Origin of the sequence: Nitrosospira briensis C-128 (assembly GCF_000619905.2) — a bacterium.
GTDB lineage: Bacteria > Pseudomonadota > Gammaproteobacteria > Burkholderiales > Nitrosomonadaceae > Nitrosospira > Nitrosospira briensis.
Genome location: NZ_CP012371.1, coordinates 1,195,287 through 1,211,248, shown reverse-complemented (window position 1 = coordinate 1,211,248; position 15,962 = coordinate 1,195,287). Strand labels below are relative to the sequence as shown.

Annotated in this window: 18 protein-coding genes; 8 read left to right on the top strand and 10 right to left on the bottom strand. The window is 53.4% G+C overall.

Annotation, left to right across the window (positions count from 1 at the left end; genetic code table 11):
* The first annotated feature begins 152 nt into the window (after nucleotides 1-152).
* From F822_RS05535 to mgtE, 4 genes are all read left to right on the top strand, one after another.
* Entirely contained in the window at nucleotides 153-1,049 is an 897-nt protein-coding gene (locus F822_RS05535; RefSeq protein ID WP_025040439.1) for an energy transducer TonB, read from the top strand.
* A 60-nt stretch (nucleotides 1,050-1,109) separates the two neighbouring features.
* Nucleotides 1,110-1,937 carry a shikimate dehydrogenase gene (gene aroE / locus F822_RS05530; protein WP_025040438.1) on the top strand — a complete coding sequence of 276 codons (828 nt, stop codon included), beginning with the start codon at nucleotides 1,110-1,112 and terminating at the stop codon, nucleotides 1,935-1,937.
* Between the two features lie 32 nt (nucleotides 1,938-1,969).
* A complete protein-coding gene (gene mtgA / locus F822_RS05525) occupies nucleotides 1,970-2,662 on the top strand; it encodes a monofunctional biosynthetic peptidoglycan transglycosylase (RefSeq protein ID WP_025040437.1) in 693 nt (230 codons plus the stop codon).
* 126 nt (nucleotides 2,663-2,788) lie between these two features.
* On the top strand, nucleotides 2,789-4,231 hold the full coding sequence (gene mgtE, locus F822_RS05520) for a magnesium transporter (protein WP_025040436.1): 1,443 nt from the start codon (nucleotides 2,789-2,791) through the stop codon (nucleotides 4,229-4,231).
* A gap of 47 nt (nucleotides 4,232-4,278) precedes the next feature.
* On the opposite strand, the gene lysA is transcribed toward mgtE, so the two are convergent.
* Both lysA and lptM read right to left on the bottom strand, forming a co-directional pair.
* Nucleotides 4,279-5,535: a diaminopimelate decarboxylase gene (lysA, locus tag F822_RS05515; RefSeq protein WP_025040435.1), complete on the bottom strand. Its 1,257-nt coding sequence runs from the start codon at nucleotides 5,533-5,535 to the stop codon at nucleotides 4,279-4,281.
* Entirely contained in the window at nucleotides 5,535-5,699 is a 165-nt protein-coding gene (gene lptM / locus F822_RS15220) for an LPS translocon maturation chaperone LptM (protein ID WP_156304351.1), read from the bottom strand. The genes lysA and lptM overlap by 1 nt, the downstream gene beginning before the upstream one ends.
* 80 nt (nucleotides 5,700-5,779) lie before the next feature.
* On the opposite strand from lptM, the gene F822_RS05510 reads away from it, so the two are divergent.
* The 4 genes from F822_RS05510 (at nucleotide 5,780) to F822_RS05495 (ending at nucleotide 8,057) form a co-directional block, all read left to right on the top strand.
* Nucleotides 5,780-5,980 carry a hypothetical protein gene (locus tag F822_RS05510; protein WP_025040434.1) on the top strand — a complete coding sequence of 67 codons (201 nt, stop codon included), beginning with the start codon at nucleotides 5,780-5,782 and terminating at the stop codon, nucleotides 5,978-5,980.
* 4 nt (nucleotides 5,981-5,984) lie between these two features.
* Nucleotides 5,985-6,659: an epoxyqueuosine reductase QueH gene (locus F822_RS05505; RefSeq protein ID WP_025040433.1), complete on the top strand. Its 675-nt coding sequence runs from the start codon at nucleotides 5,985-5,987 to the stop codon at nucleotides 6,657-6,659.
* 281 nt (nucleotides 6,660-6,940) lie between these two features.
* Nucleotides 6,941-7,615: an O-methyltransferase gene (locus F822_RS05500; RefSeq protein WP_025040432.1), complete on the top strand. Its 675-nt coding sequence runs from the start codon at nucleotides 6,941-6,943 to the stop codon at nucleotides 7,613-7,615.
* A gap of 115 nt (nucleotides 7,616-7,730) precedes the next feature.
* Nucleotides 7,731-8,057 carry a hypothetical protein gene (locus F822_RS05495; protein WP_025040431.1) on the top strand — a complete coding sequence of 109 codons (327 nt, stop codon included), beginning with the start codon at nucleotides 7,731-7,733 and terminating at the stop codon, nucleotides 8,055-8,057.
* 99 nt (nucleotides 8,058-8,156) lie between these two features.
* Here F822_RS05495 and F822_RS05490 read toward each other — a convergent pair whose 3' ends face one another.
* From F822_RS05490 to glyQ, 8 genes are all read right to left on the bottom strand, one after another.
* Nucleotides 8,157-9,125 carry a type I restriction enzyme HsdR N-terminal domain-containing protein gene (locus F822_RS05490; RefSeq protein WP_025040430.1) on the bottom strand — a complete coding sequence of 323 codons (969 nt, stop codon included), beginning with the start codon at nucleotides 9,123-9,125 and terminating at the stop codon, nucleotides 8,157-8,159.
* A gap of 74 nt (nucleotides 9,126-9,199) precedes the next feature.
* Complete coding sequence (locus F822_RS05485) at nucleotides 9,200-9,712, bottom strand: hypothetical protein (RefSeq protein WP_197272883.1); 513 nt, start codon at nucleotides 9,710-9,712, stop codon at nucleotides 9,200-9,202.
* Between the two features lie 53 nt (nucleotides 9,713-9,765).
* Complete coding sequence (locus F822_RS05480) at nucleotides 9,766-10,530, bottom strand: hypothetical protein (protein ID WP_025040428.1); 765 nt, start codon at nucleotides 10,528-10,530, stop codon at nucleotides 9,766-9,768.
* A gap of 236 nt (nucleotides 10,531-10,766) precedes the next feature.
* A complete protein-coding gene (locus F822_RS05470) occupies nucleotides 10,767-11,543 on the bottom strand; it encodes a M48 family metallopeptidase (RefSeq protein WP_025040426.1) in 777 nt (258 codons plus the stop codon).
* Between the two features lie 92 nt (nucleotides 11,544-11,635).
* Complete coding sequence (locus F822_RS05465) at nucleotides 11,636-12,385, bottom strand: lysophospholipid acyltransferase family protein (protein WP_025040425.1); 750 nt, start codon at nucleotides 12,383-12,385, stop codon at nucleotides 11,636-11,638.
* Nucleotides 12,382-12,915, bottom strand: coding sequence for a D-glycero-beta-D-manno-heptose 1,7-bisphosphate 7-phosphatase (gene gmhB, locus F822_RS05460; protein WP_025040424.1), 534 nt, complete (start codon nucleotides 12,913-12,915; stop codon nucleotides 12,382-12,384). Before gmhB ends, F822_RS05465 begins: the two co-directional genes overlap by 4 nt.
* 1 nt (nucleotide 12,916) lies before the next feature.
* Nucleotides 12,917-15,052, bottom strand: a complete 2,136-nt coding sequence (gene glyS, locus F822_RS05455) for a glycine--tRNA ligase subunit beta (protein ID WP_025040423.1) — start codon at nucleotides 15,050-15,052, stop codon at nucleotides 12,917-12,919.
* Entirely contained in the window at nucleotides 15,049-15,954 is a 906-nt protein-coding gene (gene glyQ / locus F822_RS05450; RefSeq protein ID WP_025040422.1) for a glycine--tRNA ligase subunit alpha, read from the bottom strand. The genes glyS and glyQ overlap by 4 nt, the downstream gene beginning before the upstream one ends.
* Nucleotides 15,955-15,962 lie beyond the last annotated feature (8 nt).

Here is a 15,962-nt window from a genome sequence, read left to right as displayed (position 1 = left end):
TGCATTCCATGTGACGAATGAGGTTTTATTGTTTAAAATGACGCCGGAAACACCGAACAAGTCGGCCGTCGTGCCTCTGCTTCCAGCTCGGGAATTCATCCGCATGCTCCATAAAAACCTTTCCTCAATCTAGTGTCCGCACGGTTCCGAGATTGAGCACCGTCCCGAATATATCCGGTTTCGACACGATGGCAACTCGCGGCTGGTTGCTGGATGGGTCTTCACGCCTGAAGCTGGCGATATTGATATCCGTGGCCTGCCATGCAGCAGTTTTGTTCGGCATCAACTTCAAGTCTCCCATTCCGAAAGACAGCAAAACCGGTAACCCCCTGGAAGTGGTATTGGTGAACAGCAAGTCCGTGTCCAAACCGAGCAAGGCAGATGCATTGGCGCAGGCCAATCGCAGCGATCGCCGGGCGGAAACTCCAATTCCGCTTGCGCTAAAGAATAATCAAGCGGTGGAGACTGATACAGCAAGCCAGGAAGCAACGCAGCTTGAACAGGAAGCGCAACAACTGACGACTGAGTCCAATAGGGACGAACTCATGTACCAGGCCGAGCCTCCTTTAGCGCAGTCCGAACGTAGCCGGAATGCGATTGACACCGCCGGTCTGGTTCAGCGCAGCCTGGAAATCGCACGGCTCGAAGCGCAGACCCCGGTGAATTATGAGGCTCATCAACACGGCCTGAAGCGCAAATTCATCGGCGTCCGTACCCGGGAATTCCGTTTCGCTCGTTATGCCGAAGATTGGCGCCTCAAGGTGGAACGGATCGGCAACCTTAACTACCCTGAAGCCGCCAGACGGGAGGGGCTTTATGGAAAACTGCAACTCACCGTTGGGATCAAGTCCGATGGCAGCCTTGAATCCATCGAAATAAACCGCTCATCGGGGAGAAAGGTTCTGGATGAAGCAGCGATACGCATCGTCAACCTGGCCGGGCAAAATGGATTCGCTCCTTTTCCCCCCGACATCAGTCGAGATACCGACATCCTCCACATTACGCGCACCTGGGTATTTACCCGTTCGGACGAACTGGCAAGCGAATGAAAACGCAGGCCCCAAGCCTGCCGCCGTTCGTATATCTTTTACCATTCAAGCAGTTGGCTAATGACCGATTTCTATGCCGTCATCGGCAACCCTGTTGCCCACAGCAAGTCACCGCTGATTCATGCCGAGTTTGCGCGGCAAACAGGTCAAGATATACATTATGAGGCCATTCTGGCGCCGATGGATGCGTTCGCTGCAACGATAGCGGGTTTCAGGGCGCGTGGCGGCAAAGGTGTGAACGTCACTGTTCCGTTCAAGCTTGAAGCCTGCAGGATTTCCACTCGCCTGACCGAGCGGGCAGAGGCGGCGGAGGCGGCGAACACACTGGCGTTTGATGCTAGAGGCATCTTCGGTGATAACACCGATGGTGCCGGATTATTGCGTGACATCGTAGCCAATCTGCAATTTTCACTTGCAGGCAAGCAGGTTCTGCTCATGGGCGCCGGAGGAGCGGCCCGCGGTGTAGTGTTGCCCTTATTGGAACACAACCCTTGCCTGTTGACTGTCGCCAATCGTACCAGACAAAAAGCCGATGCGCTGCAGCAGCGGTTTTCGCGCTATGGAAACATCGTGTCCGCCGGTTACGATGATCTGGGCGGAACGAAATTCGATCTCGTCATTAACGCCACCTCTGCCAGCCTGGATGGTAAACTTCCAGCGCTGCCGTCCGGCATTTTTTCCAGTGCATCGCTGGCTTACGACATGATGTACGGCAATGGGTATACCCCTTTCCTGCAATTTGCAAAGCAACAGGGCGTAACTCATTTGGCTGATGGTATCGGCATGCTGGTGGAGCAGGCGGCGGAATCGTTCTTCCTGTGGCGTGGACTGAGACCACGAACAAAGCCGGTGATTGAAATGCTCGGATCGCATGGCGCGATACGTTGAAAATATAAGGTTGCGGCAGCAAACGCATGAGAATGTTCTTCAAGCGCTGGTTCTGGCGCCTCTTTTTGCTGCTTGTTGGCATCGTCTTCGCCTATCAATCCTGGATTTTCGGCCATGTCGTCTATTGGAATTCTTACAACCCTTCTTCCAGCGCCTTCATGGAAGATCGTTTGGCAATATTACGGCAAGGAAATACAGCGGCGGCATTGCGCATGCAATGGGTTCCTTACGAACGGATTTCTCCCAATCTCAAGCGGGCGATCATCGCTGCGGAGGACAGCAAATTCCTGGCGCACGAAGGGTTCGATTTCGATGCTATTCAGAATGCGTATCAGAAAAACGTGAAGAAGCGCAAGCTTGTTGCGGGCGGTTCCACCATCAGTCAGCAACTGGCAAAGAATTTATTTCTTTCCAGTGAAAAAACCCCGGGGCGCAAGATTCAGGAAGCCATCATCACATTGATGCTGGAAAACGTGATGTCCAAACGCCGTATCCTGGAAATTTATCTGAATGTGATTGAATGGGGAAACGGAGTGTTCGGGGCAGGGGCTGCCATCCCCTATTATTATGGCGTTTCCGCTTCTTCAATTACTGCGGAACAAGCTGCCCGCCTTGCGGCCATGGTTACCAACCCTCGCTTTTACGACAAGCACCGTAATACCCCCTGGCTATCGAAGAAAACCGGGATCATCCTCAGCCGAATGGCATCGGCACAAATTCCCTGAAAATATAAAAGGGTTGGAATGCGGCGGATGGAGTAATGCTTATTTTGCATTCCGCACCCCCGCTGTCATAATATCCGACCTAATTTTTCCCTACAATCAGGCCATCCGGTTCCAGGGCGACCCGTTATGACAAAAGCAAACAACCTCAGGGAAACAGAAAATCTGCAGGAGCATCTGCAACGGGTAGTCTATTTGTTGCACGAGCACAGGCTGGCCGAGAGCCTTGCGCATACCCAGGCAGCGCCAGACCGGAAGTTCGAGGAAGAATGGCTGGATAAGCAGAATCTGGCTGAGCTGCAAAAGTTCCTGGACAAGCTTCACCCTGCGGATATTGCGCACATTCTGGAGGCGATGCCGCTCGAAGACCGCCTTTTGATCTGGGACCTGGTCAACGCGGAGCGTGACGGCGAAATTCTTCTGGAAGTTTCAGACGCGGTACGTGAGACGCTGATCGCCACGATGGACAGGCGCGAGATGCGGGCCGCGGCGGAGCAGCTTGACGCAGACGAAATTGCCGACATCGCCTCGGATTTTCCACGTTATATTCTTGATGATGTATTCCAGTCGCTTCCGATGGAGGAGCGCGAGAAATTGCGCGCCGCCATGTCTTATTCGGAGGACTCGGTCGGCGCACTGATGGATTTTGACGTTGTGACCATTCGTGAGGATGTGACGCTGGAAGTGGTGCTGCGCTATTTGCGGCGACTGGATGAATTGCCGGATCATACCGACCAGTTATTCGTCGTGGATAGGGAAGAGTATCTCAAGGGTGTGTTGCCGCTGAACCGCCTGTTGGTCAGCGATCCGGGCGCGCAGGTCGCTTCGGTGATGACCACCGAAATGACCGTGTTTCACCCCGATGAGAAGGCGCATCGGGCGGCGCAGGCGTTCGAGCGCTATGACCTTGTTTCGGCCGCTGTGGTAAATGCGGAAGACAAGCTTGTTGGGCGCGTGACCGTTAATGCGGTAATGGACTTTATCCGCGAGGAATCTGAAAGCGAAGCGCTGAGCCTGGCTGGCCTGCGGCAGGAAGAGGATCTGTTTGCACCGGTATGGAAAAGCTTGAAGAACCGCTGGACATGGCTGGCCATTAATCTGGTGACCGCTTTTATTGCCTCGCGCGTGATAGGCGTATTCGAAGATTCGATTGAAAAACTGGTAGCGCTGGCGGCGCTGATGCCGATTATTGCCGGGGTCGGTGGCAATTCCGGCAATCAGACAATTACCATGATTGTGCGGGCGCTTGCCCTGGGGCAACTTGACCCAAGGAATGCCCGGATGCTGCTTGGCAAGGAAATCAGTTTGAGCGCCGTGAATGGCCTGATGTGGGGCAGCGTGGTAGGGATATTCGCTTTCCTTATTTACCGCAGCATTCCCTTGAGCCTGGTAATGATGTTGGCAATGATACTGAATTTACTGCTGGCGGCAACAGTGGGTGTGCTGATACCGCTGACCCTGCATAAATTCGGCCGCGACCCGGCGGCAGGCTCCAGCGTGATGATTACCGCCGTTACCGATAGTGGAGGTTTTTTTATTTTTCTGGGGCTGGCTACCATTTTTCTGGTGTAACAAATTCAGGAGCGGCATCGCATCAGTTGAAACTGTGCAGTGCTAAGCTACGGCAGGATTTTCTCACCGGCGGTCAACTGCTCTATGGATTCGCGTTCGCGAATAAGATGAACATGGTCGCCATCGATCATCACTTCGGCGGCGCGGGGACGAGTATTGTAATTCGAGCTCATGCTCATGCCGTATGCCCCTGTGGACATGATCGCAAGCAAATCTCCCTGGCGCAATGCGAGGTTCCGGTCATGCCCCAGAAAGTCGCCCGTTTCGCAAACGGGGCCGACCACCTGATAAGTTTTAGCGCCAATGTCATTCTCGGTAATAACGGGAAGAATTTCATGATAAGCATCGTATAACGCCGGGCGCATCAGATCATTCATCGCCGCATCCACAATGGCAAAGTCGCGATGGGGCGTATGCTTGAGATACTCAATCCGCGTAAGCAATATACCGGCGTTTCCCACCAAGGCGCGGCCAGGCTCGATCAGGATGCGCTGCTTACGCTGACCAACCTCGGCACACAGCACATCGACATATTCCCGGACGAGGGGCGGATTTTCCCCGGAATAACGAATTCCCAACCCGCCGCCCAAATCCAGGTGATCGATTTGCAAGCCCTGTGCTTCGAGACGGTCTAGCAGTCTCAGCATTTTTTTGCAGCTTTCGATGAAAGGATTGAGCTCGGTCAACTGTGAGCCGATGTGGCAATCGAGTCCGGTAATGCATATGTTGGAGAACTCATGGGATGAAACATAAAGCGATTCCGCCTCATCGAAGGGAATGCCGAATTTATTCTCCTTGAGGCCGGTGGAAATATACGGGTGGGTTCTGGCATCGACATCAGGATTGACCCGCAGGCTCACGGGCGCGATTTTATTCATCTCTCCGGCGACCTGATTCAATACTCTCAACTCCGCTTCCGATTCCACATTGAAGCAGAGTATCCCTGCGTCAAGCGCTGCCCGCATCTCTTCAGGCCGCTTGCCGATTCCCGAAAAAACGACTTTTTTCGGATCGCCCCCGGCTTTCAGCACCCTCTGTAGTTCACCGCCCGAGACAATGTCGAAGCCGCTACCGAGGCGGGCGAACAGATTGAGAATAGCCAGATTGGAATTGGCCTTGACTGCATAGCACACCAGGTGGTCGCGCGCGCCAAAAGCGGCGTCGAATTCCCGGTAAGCGGCAGTGAGCGCGGCGCGCGAATAAATATAGCAAGGCGTGCCAAATTCCCGGGCAATGCGGTCCAGCTCAACCGATTCACCACATAGCCTGCCATTGCGATAACTGAATGAAGGAAAGCCGCTCACTACATCTTCTCTTCATCTGAAGGCTGTTGAGGCTGGGGGGCAGGTGACTGCTGCGGGGTGGACGATTTCTGTGGCGGCGCTTTCTGCGGAAGATAGAGAGGCGCTTTAAGGCCGCAGGCACTGAGCAGCATGACTGTCACGACGACGGAAGAAAGCGTACGCATGGGTTAACCCAGGAATGATGAGGTGGAAATACTAACACAAAGGCCAGCAAGCGCTGAATACGTCCCGAGGTTTTCCAGCAATGTCCTCAGAGCAATGCCCTCAGCGTTTTCAGAGCGTGATTTATCGAGGCAGCCAGGGTATTTTGCTTTCGCCGGCTACGCTGCGTGAATCATCTTCCGCCAGCGCGGCAGACGCGGAGCTCGAACCAAAGAAAAGCTTTCCCGGCATCCCGGAAAAGGCGGCTGCCGGTGGAAAAATACAAGCAAGTCTGTTAGCCTAATGCCATGGACGAAACGAAAAGACCGAGCCTCATCCCACCCGGCGGCGAGAAGAAGGTATTGCTGCACTCCTGTTGCGCGCCCTGCTCGGGGGAAGTCATGGAGGCCATGCTGGTCTCCGGGATCAACTACACCATTTTTTTCTACAACCCCAACATTCATCCCGAGCGCGAATACCTTCTGCGCAAGAATGAAAACATCCGGTTTGCGGACAAGCACGGTATCGAATTCATAGATGCCGATTACGACACGGAAAACTGGTTTGCGCGCGCCAAAGGCATGGAGTGGGAGCCCGAACGTGGCATCCGGTGCACCATGTGTTTCGACATGCGCTTCGAACGCACTGCGCTGTATGCATTCGAGAACGGCTTTCCGGTGATAACAAGTTCTCTCGGCATTTCGCGCTGGAAGAACATGGAGCAGATCAACGATTGCGGCCGCCGCGCGGCAGGGCGCTATGACGGGCTGGTCTACTGGGATTACAACTGGCGAAAGGGTGGCGGTTCCGCGCGCATGATCGAAATCAGCAAGCGGGAGGAGTTTTATCAGCAGGAGTATTGTGGTTGCGTCTACTCACTGCGCGATACCAACCGGCACCGGAGAAGCCAGGGCCGCTCCCTGATCGAGCTCGGCTCCCAGTTTTATGGTTTCCCGACGGAGAAGGATGAGCCGTCGAGCTAGCAACCTGCGGAATTTGTTCTCACCCGTTCAGTCGGCTGTCAGGTCTTGATGAAGCAGCCGATCCCTGATCGAAAAGCAAAGACTGATTTCGAGCGCTTTGTTCAAGCTGCTGAATGATCCCAGTTAGGCAAGGTCGCGAAGCGCCATGGGGGCGATGTTTCGCATGAAGAAGATAGCTATTGGTTAACTGGAGCGCGCCATGAGGTGAGTTCGGGCTTGCCGGAAAGCGGACTGCATGCCGTGCGCATTTGCGATAAAAAAACAAGAAGGAGACATTCAGCATGAGTCTGGAACAATGGTCCGCCGTCGACGCGTATTTTTCGGAGATGCTGATACCCACCGACCCGGTGCTGGAAGCAGCGCTGAAGCATTGTACCGACGCAGGGTTGCCGTCGATAAATGTCGCACCCAACCAAGGGAAGCTGCTGCACATGCTGGCGCAAATTCGGGGCGCCCGCCGCATCCTGGAAATCGGCACCCTGGGCGGGTACAGTACCATCTGGCTGGCGCGGGCGCTCCCGCCTGGCGGCTCGCTCATTTCGCTGGAGGTGAGCCCCGCCCATGCGGAGGTTGCACGAAAAAATATCGAGGCGGCCGGGTTATCGGATATTGTCTCGGTCATTGTCGGCAGGGCTGCCGATACCCTGGAAAAGCTCGCAGCCGATCATGTGGAGCCGTTCGATCTCGTATTCATCGATGCGGACAAGGAAAACAATCCGGTGTACCTGAAGGGCGCGCTGAAGCTGTCGCGGCAGGGAACGCTGATCATTTGCGACAATGTCGTTCGCAAGGGCCGGGTGATGGATGCGGACAGCAGCGACCCGGACGTGCAGGGAACGCGGCACTTTTTTGAACTTCTGGCCGCCGAACCACGATTGAACTCGACTGCGATTCAGACAGTGGGAATAAAGGGATGGGATGGTTTGTCGGTCTCGATTTTTACAGGTACAGGCTGAGCGGAATGTGACTCGGAATCCCCTCCAGGCTGGGCGGGGGTTTTCAGGCGACAGTTATTGCATTGAAAACGAGGAAATCTCATGAATGAGCAGGGGCTAGCTCAGTCTGTCCCCGATGCTGTTCACAGAACCTCTAACGTCTGATTTTACGAAGGCTGCCAAAGGCTATCCGTGGAAAGAAAAAAGACCAATCGAGTCTGACCCTATAGATTTTCCTATAGATTTTCCTCAAGTCAACAGATGCACGAGTCCGCCGGCCAATTTTGTTGGAGTGGAAGCATATGTGGCGGCGGGAGGATTGATACGGCTCGACCTGTTTGGGCAAGAGGACGAGGGTTACATGCAGGACGCCGGGTTGCTGGAGCGGCTGGCAGTAGTCAGGCTAGACGAGGCAAGCCCGGACAGTAAAAGGCCGAGAGGCGGGCTGGCATGGATTGCATGAACGCGCTTGACACCGACATGACCGACTGGTGGGAGCCGACAGGCGATAGCAATCTTTCGCATGGACAAGAAACGAGACTTGACCCCACATTTTTTATTCTTAGGCATCGCCTTGGACACCGTGACGCCGAATTTGGAATGCGTTACGGAGACTAAAAACATGAAGGGGGATGTCTGTCGGCTTGTTTGGCATCAAGTCTGGATTGAATCTTGAGTTTAAAACCTCGGTGACAAGCAGTGGGATAAATGCTTCACTTTGACCCTCAATTTCAGGGCCGAGATGTGCATTTAGATCCACCTCAATCACAAGATCGCCATGGGCTAGAAAGGGTGAGTGACTAAGAGCTTCACGAAACGCCTCTGCCAGTGGTGCCGGCAATCCAGCAAGAATTGGTGCAAGAAACTCGGGAGAGAAATCGTAACTCACACAATGGGCTTCGCCACCAAAATCGCAATTAGTGGACGCTGTGATCAGTTGATCGCTCACACGGGCGAATAAGCCGAGACGTACGCCGAGCATAACAATCTTTGTATCCTCTGCAAGCCCCATACGTGAGAACTTGAATCCAAGATCAGGAGCAAACTTGCGCAACGCCGGTTCTAGAAGAAACCGTGGAGCCATGTACTTTTCAATTATGTCCCACTTGGATTCGAATTCCTCAAACGGAATGAGAAGCAATGGATCTGGCTGTTCGACGCTGAAGACGGCTAGGGCCTTTCCATTGCATAGTGCGAAGTGCTGGCATCGGACCTCAGGATGTATGGCATAGCTATACGCTTGTTGAACATTTTCTTTACTAAGGACGCTTTCCGTTGGACTCTTTGCATCGAGCACTAGAATAGTTTTCTCCTCCTGCAGCAGCGTGTAGTCCGGAATGATGGTGACGGGATGTTTACGTGTTCCTGCATAGATGAATGGATGAACCAATGTCTTGCTGCGAATTACTCGCGTGGGCCCTGATGGGTGATACCCCAGTCGAGTCAGCATTGGTGCAATGAGCACCTCACGAACGGAATCCTCCTTAAATTGAGGATCGCTTAGAAGCGCCGGATCAAAATTAGTGAACATGCTTTCGACGCTTGGTGTTTGACATGAACGGTAAGACACAGGTTTGCCCCGTATCTGCCTGCCTAATGGAATGGCTAGGTTCGCGTTTCAACGACACTAACCTTTCCTTTCGCAATAGAGACTCCATACGTAACGATATGGCCCTTTGCACTTTCCGGTACGAGTGTGCCATACGTTTCAGTAGAACCGATGTTGACAAAGATTCCAAGTGGATAGCGAAGTACTTTGAGCATCGCGGCAAGATTCGCAAAATCGGCTGTAGCTTCGCTGGCGCTTGCATTTAGTTTCAATTCGATCACTGCGATATTTCCGCTCGCGCGGCTTGAATGTTTTGTTCGATCATATGGCTCGTGAATGACTATGTCTGGTCGAATATTAAGGCCGTGAGAACTGAGACGCTTCTGATACTCCTGCTCGAGAATGGCTTGCTCTGGCAGATGAATGCGTTTCGAGAGTTCCACCATGAGTTGCCCTTGGAAGCCGCGCTCTGTCTCGAACAGCCTAGGGTGTGCGCAGGCAGCGAGTGCCTCACGCATGCTGACAAGGATTGCGTCGGCGTGCATTGGCGACCTAACGCTTGAACTCACCGGCCTGCATCTTTTTTCGCTCAGGTTCGATGGAATGATGAGTTAGTATTGCCTCACGGTGCAGTTCGATAGCTCTTGACCAAGAACCAGCACATGCTAAGCGCAAGTGATCGACCGAGCCGAGCCATTTTTTCTTCAGAGATACCCACAGGCCGATGTGACCCGGGACTAATGAAGCCGTACACGCCCGCGAGGCCCTTCTCCTCCTCTTGAGTGATAAATCCGACCGCCTTCAAGAAACTGAGCACAGAACCCCACTTAGTTTGCTCATAAGGCGGAGAATCAGCCGATTGCTGAGTAGTGGCAATTGCACGAACCAGTGTTTCAAGAGCAACGCGGATGTCATTGAGGCAGGCGTTGTAATTTGGCGGTGACGACCGAAATGAATCAGACGATGTGTTGATCTTTTTCGCAATTTCCTCTGCGTCAGACAAACCAGAGGCCTTCAGTTCTTGAAGAAGATCATCGTCAAGAGAAGGAGCATCACTGATTGATGGATCAGCCTGTGTGAGGTTATTATTTTCAATAATGTAGCCATCGAGTTGTAAACAACGGCACAGGTCGGAAAACCGCTCGTCGTGCCTGTACTTTTGGTTCACACGAGCACGAAGGTCACCAGCAGTTCGAGCTATTTCTTCGACAAGAGACAGCAATTTTTCATCGCTAGCGGAGCGCAAGCATTCAGCGAGTTCAGTGAGCAGCCTTGCTTCTTCAACAGAAATGAGAATGTCGTGTTTGCTCACCAATACTACGATGAAAGCTGTCTCGTGAAGTTCGAGAAACTGGGCCAGCGAATAGCGAGCTCTAAATCCAATCATATATGCGACCAGCTATGTGGATATGCCCAACCGCCCTTTGTCCAGTCATTTTTCTAATAGTACTGACACACATAGTGATTTGGTATTTTGATGGTGTGCGATGGTTTTTATTACCCATTATCAATTTATCATATCTGATAGTTATCGGCAGGTAAATGAGAGCTTTTGGCACTTTCCAAAAATGAACGTCCGACACCGTCGCCAAAATTAGGAAGTGCAGCATTCGGACCTTGCCATCACCCAACCCCCCTCAACTTCTTCCTGGCCGCCGCATAATCCGGATATATACTCCCCACCGTTTGCCAGAACGCCTTGGAATGGTTCATTTCAATGAGATGCGACAACTCGTGCGCCACGACATAATCCACCAAGTCGAGCGGTTTCTGGATCAACCGCCAGTTGAGATGAACGATGCCGCGCGAGTTACAACTTCCCCATAGGGTTCTTGCCCGCGATAACCGTAGTTGTGGCAACGCCACGCCAAGCTTATGTGCATACAGCACGATGCGTTCGCTGAAACATGACATGGCGTGATGACGATACCAGTCCATTACCGCTTTTTCGATTTGGTGGGCGGTCAGCATGGATGGGAGTGGTAATTTCAACTGCGTCTCCTCCACCGCTGTGTTCACCGTGGCTGGAACCATTTGGACAACCCCGGCAGTGGTAACTCTCACCTGCCAGGGTTCGCCCAGCAATGGGAAAATTGCGCCTTCGGCCCACTCGGGCTTGTTCGATTTTTTATTCTTCCATTCGTCGAGTTTTTTTACGATCCAATCGGCTCGTTTTTGCAATACCGATTCGACCCAACACAATGGTTCTCGCGGCGGAATACGAACCGTTAATCCCTCACTGTTGATTTTCATGCCGATGGTTTTTCGCCTGCAGCGCATGAGGACATACGCTACATCTTTGCCGTTCAGGCTGATACGGCGTTGCTCGCTTGCTGCAAGTTTGCTTGTCTTTGGACGCTGGTTTAAACGTTGGGGCAGTGGTTTCTTTTCGTCATGCATTATCCTGAATCCGGCAATAGGAACCTTACCAAGTGAAGGTCAAGTAGAAAAAAACTTTAACAGTCATAGTACGGAACTGAAACATAATGGAATTAACGGCCGGATTCGCGATTGCCTGAAGTGGGATCATCGATGCGTGCCACCTCTGCTTCAATCCATGATTCCACGCGGGCGTTGAGGTCGCCAGGTTCCATGCCTGTGGGGTCGATCGGCTCGCCGATGCTTACGGTAATCGTGCCGGGCAGTTTGATAAGCGCATTCTTGCCCCAGAACCGTCCCGCGTTGTGCGCAACCGGTACGACCGGCGCGCCGGTATGCGTCGCAAGCCATGCGCCGCCAATGCCGTATCTGCCTTTTTTGCCGGGCGCTATGCGCGTGCCTTCCGGGAAAACCACTATCCAGAAACCCTTCTTGAGCCGGTCTTTCCCTTGGCTGACGATCTGTTTCAGTGCCGCTTTTTTCGAGCTGCGATCGATGGCGATGGGGCTGGTCATGGCCAATCCCCAGCCAAAAAATGGAACCAGCAGCAACTCTTTTTTCAGGACCCACACCTGGGGCGGGAATATCAGCTGAAACGCGAGTGTCTCCCACGCCGATTGATGCTTGGAGAGCACAATGCTGGGCATTTGGGGAATATGTTCCGCGCCGATCACGCGATACTGGATGCCGCAGACAACACGGAGCAAAAACAGCATCAGGTGTGCCCAGCCGGAAGTGATGCGGTAGCGGTTGTGCGGCGAGAGCGGGAACGAAGCCAGTATGATTACGAAATAAAGCGGAGTAATGATGATTTGCAATAGACTATATAGCGTCGAGCGGAGCACTACCGAAATCGAGGTCATTGTGTCAGCGCATCGACGGCCGCTGAGAGATTCGGAAAAATCCGGGTATTTTCCGGCAATCCTCCCTTCGCCTTGGTCTTTTTACCTTTGCCTGAAAGTACCAGAATCGGTATGGCGCCGACTTCGGCCGCGGCCTGTAAATCACGAAGCGAATCGCCGATCGCCGGTACGCCGTTCAGCTCCAGGCCAAAGCGATCGGCGATCTCCTTGAACATTCCGGTCGCCGGCTTGCGGCAATTACAATTGTCCGTATTGGCATGAGGACAGAAAAACATCGCATCGATGCGCCCGCCCACTTGATTGACTGCCTTGCACATCTTGTCATTAATGGCGTTGAGCGTCACCATATCCAGTAATCCCCGGCTGATGCCCGACTGATTGGTTGCAATGACGACGCGATAACCTGCCTGGGTGAGATGGGCGATCGCTTCGAGGCTGCCGGGAATGGGTTTCCATTCATCAGGCGTCTTGATAAAAGCGTCGCTGTCATAATTGATGACGCCGTCGCGATCGAGGATGATCAATTTCATTTCAAGCCACCAACCTGGAAATATCGGCGACGCGATTCATGGCATGTTGCAACTGGGCTAATAATGCGAGGCGATTGGCACGCAGCGCCGGGTCCTCGGTGTTCACCAGCACATTGTCAAAAAATGCGTCGACAGGTGCTTTCAGCACTGCAAGTTCCTGTAACGCCAAACCGAACTCTCCTCGATCGAAGGCAACATCTGCTTTAGGCATCACACTGTTGAGCGCGATATGCAGCGCCCGCTCGGCGGGTTCCTGTAGCAGTTCGGCGTTCACCGTGCCGTTGACCGAACCCTCCACCTTTTTCAGAATATTGCTTACCCGTTTATTGGCAATCGCAAGGCTTTCAGCTTCGGGCAAGGCGGAAAAAGCGCGTACCGCGGCAAGACGTTGCGGAATCTCCATCAATAATTGCGGCCTTTTCGCAATGACTGCCTCGATCTGCTGTACCGAGTAACCTTGTTCGCGCAATTGGCTGGACATGCGTTCATAGATGAAATCAAGTAACCGGCAAGATTCGGCGTCGCCAAATTTAATCGTGTTATTGAAGACCCCGCTCGAAATTTTGATCATTTCTTCCAGAGCGATCTGGAGCTTTTTTTCGATCAGAATGCGAGTCACGCCTAACGCGTGACGGCGCAACGCAAACGGGTCCTTGTCACCGGTCGGAATCTGTCCAATACCGAACATGCCTATCAGTATTTCCAGCTTATCCGCCAATGCCACGCAGGTGCCGGTCATATTACGCGGCAATTCGTCGCCTGCGAACCGTGGTTTGTAGTGATCCTCGATGGCAAACGCAACGTCATCCGGCAACCCGTCGTGCTTGGCATAATAACGTCCCATGATACCTTGCAGTTCGGGAAATTCACCCACCATATCGGTGAGCAGATCCGCCTTGCACAGCATCGCCGCTTCTCCTGCCTGCGCTGCAAGCTCATTACCCCCCAGGTGCAAACCCATCGCCTGCGCAATCGCCCATATCCGTTCCACCCGCTCCGCCTGGGTGCCGAGCTTATTGTGATAAACGACCTTATCCAGTCCGGCCACACGCGAATAAAGCTTTTTCTTGCGATCCCGATCGAAAAAGAATTTCGCATCCGCCAAACGTGAGCGCAGCACGCGCTCATTCCCATCGATGACCTGGCTGGGATCGGCCGGCCGGATATTCGATACCAGCAGGAATTTATGAGAGAGCTTGCCGTTTGCGTCCAGCAGCGGGAAATACTTTTGATGGGTTTTCATGGTCAGAATCAGGCATTCCTGCGGTACACTCAGGAATTCGGATTCAAATTTGCCCATCAGCACGTTAGGACGTTCAACCAGGGCTGTCACTTCATCCAGCAAGGCTTCATCCTCAACCGGTTTCAGACCCTCCGCTACGGCAGCCACGTTAAGCTGTCGCACTATCTCATCGCGACGCGCAGCAAAACCGGGGATGACCGCGCCTTCGCTCTCAAGCTGTTGCGCATAACAGTCCGCATCTCGCAGCACGACCGTCTTGGCCCTGGCTTCAAAGCGGTGCCCTTGTGTCTCGCGTCCGGCTGTCAAGCCCAGCACGCCGACCGGTATGATCTCGATGCCATGCAGTGCGACCAGGCCATGTGCGGGACGCACAAAACTCATCGTCGTCCAGCCATCGGCCAATTGATAAGTCATCAGTTTGGCGATCGGAAGTTTGGTGATCAAAGTACTCAGAACTTGCTGCACGTTTACGGCTACAGGTATCCCGACGGCCTCATCCGTGTGGAACAGAAATTCAGTCTTTCCCTCAAATTCGCGTGAAATTCGCTCCTCGAGAACGCTGCGATGTACATCATCAAGGTATCCGCAGCTTTGCCGCAGCTTTTTATGAAATGCCGGGGTGTATTCGCCATCCGCACCCACCCCAACCGATACCGGCATGAGCTTTACTTTCCGCGAAGGTTGCAAGGCGATGTCCAGAACGTGGGTCATATGCGCGGCAAGACGCCTGGGAGACGCAAATATTGTCAGTTGCGAGTCGTCTCCAAGATTATGCAGTTTTTGCAATCCCTGAAACAATAATGTTCCAAATGACTGGCCCAACTGTTTCAGTGACTTCGGTGGCAACTCCTCGACAAGCAACTCGATAAGCACGCTTCTGGCTGTGTTACTCAAGCGACATTCTCCGTCAACTGCTCGACCCACTCGCGTGGCGCCATGGGGAAACCCAGGCGTTCCCGGCTCTCATAATAGGCTTTCGCCACGTTGCGGGCGAGGTCGCGAATTCGCGCCATGTATGCAGCCCGCTCCGTAACGGAAATGGCGCCGCGTGCATCCAGCAGATTGAAAGCGTGCGCTGTTTTCAGCACCTGTTCGTAAGCCGGCAATGCCAGTCCATATTCCATCAGATATCTGGCTTGTCTTTCGTGACCCGAGAAAGCAGTCAACAGGAAATCGACGTCGCTGTGCTCGAAATTGTAGGTGGATTGTTCGACCTCGTTCTGGTGGTATACATCGCGATAGGAGAGCCCTTTTGTCCAGGTGAGATCGAACACATTCTCCACGCCTTGCAAATACATCGCAAGGCGCTCCAGGCCATAAGTGATCTCGCCCGTAATCGGCCGGCAATTGATGCCGCCGACTTGCTGAAAATAGGTGAACTGCGTCACTTCCATGCCATTCAACCACACTTCCCACCCCAGGCCCCAGGCGCCAAGGGTCGGATTTTCCCAATCATCCTCGACGAATCGAATATCGTTTTGTTTCAGATCGAAGCCGAGCTCTTCCAGCGAGCCGAGGTACAGTTCCAGGATATTGCAGGGCGCCGGTTTCAGCACGGCCTGAAACTGATAATAATGCTGCAAGCGGTTGGGATTTTCCCCATAGCGGCCATCCTTGGGCCGCCGGGTAGGCTGCACGTAAGCCGCTTTCCAAGGCTCGGGCCCAAGGGCACGAAGAAAGGTCGCGGTGTGCGAAGTGCCCGCGCCCACTTCCATGTCATAGGGTTGGAGCAGCGCGCAACCCTGCCTGTCCCAATAATGCTGCAGGGTGAGAATAATTTCCTGGAATGTGCGCATGAAAACGC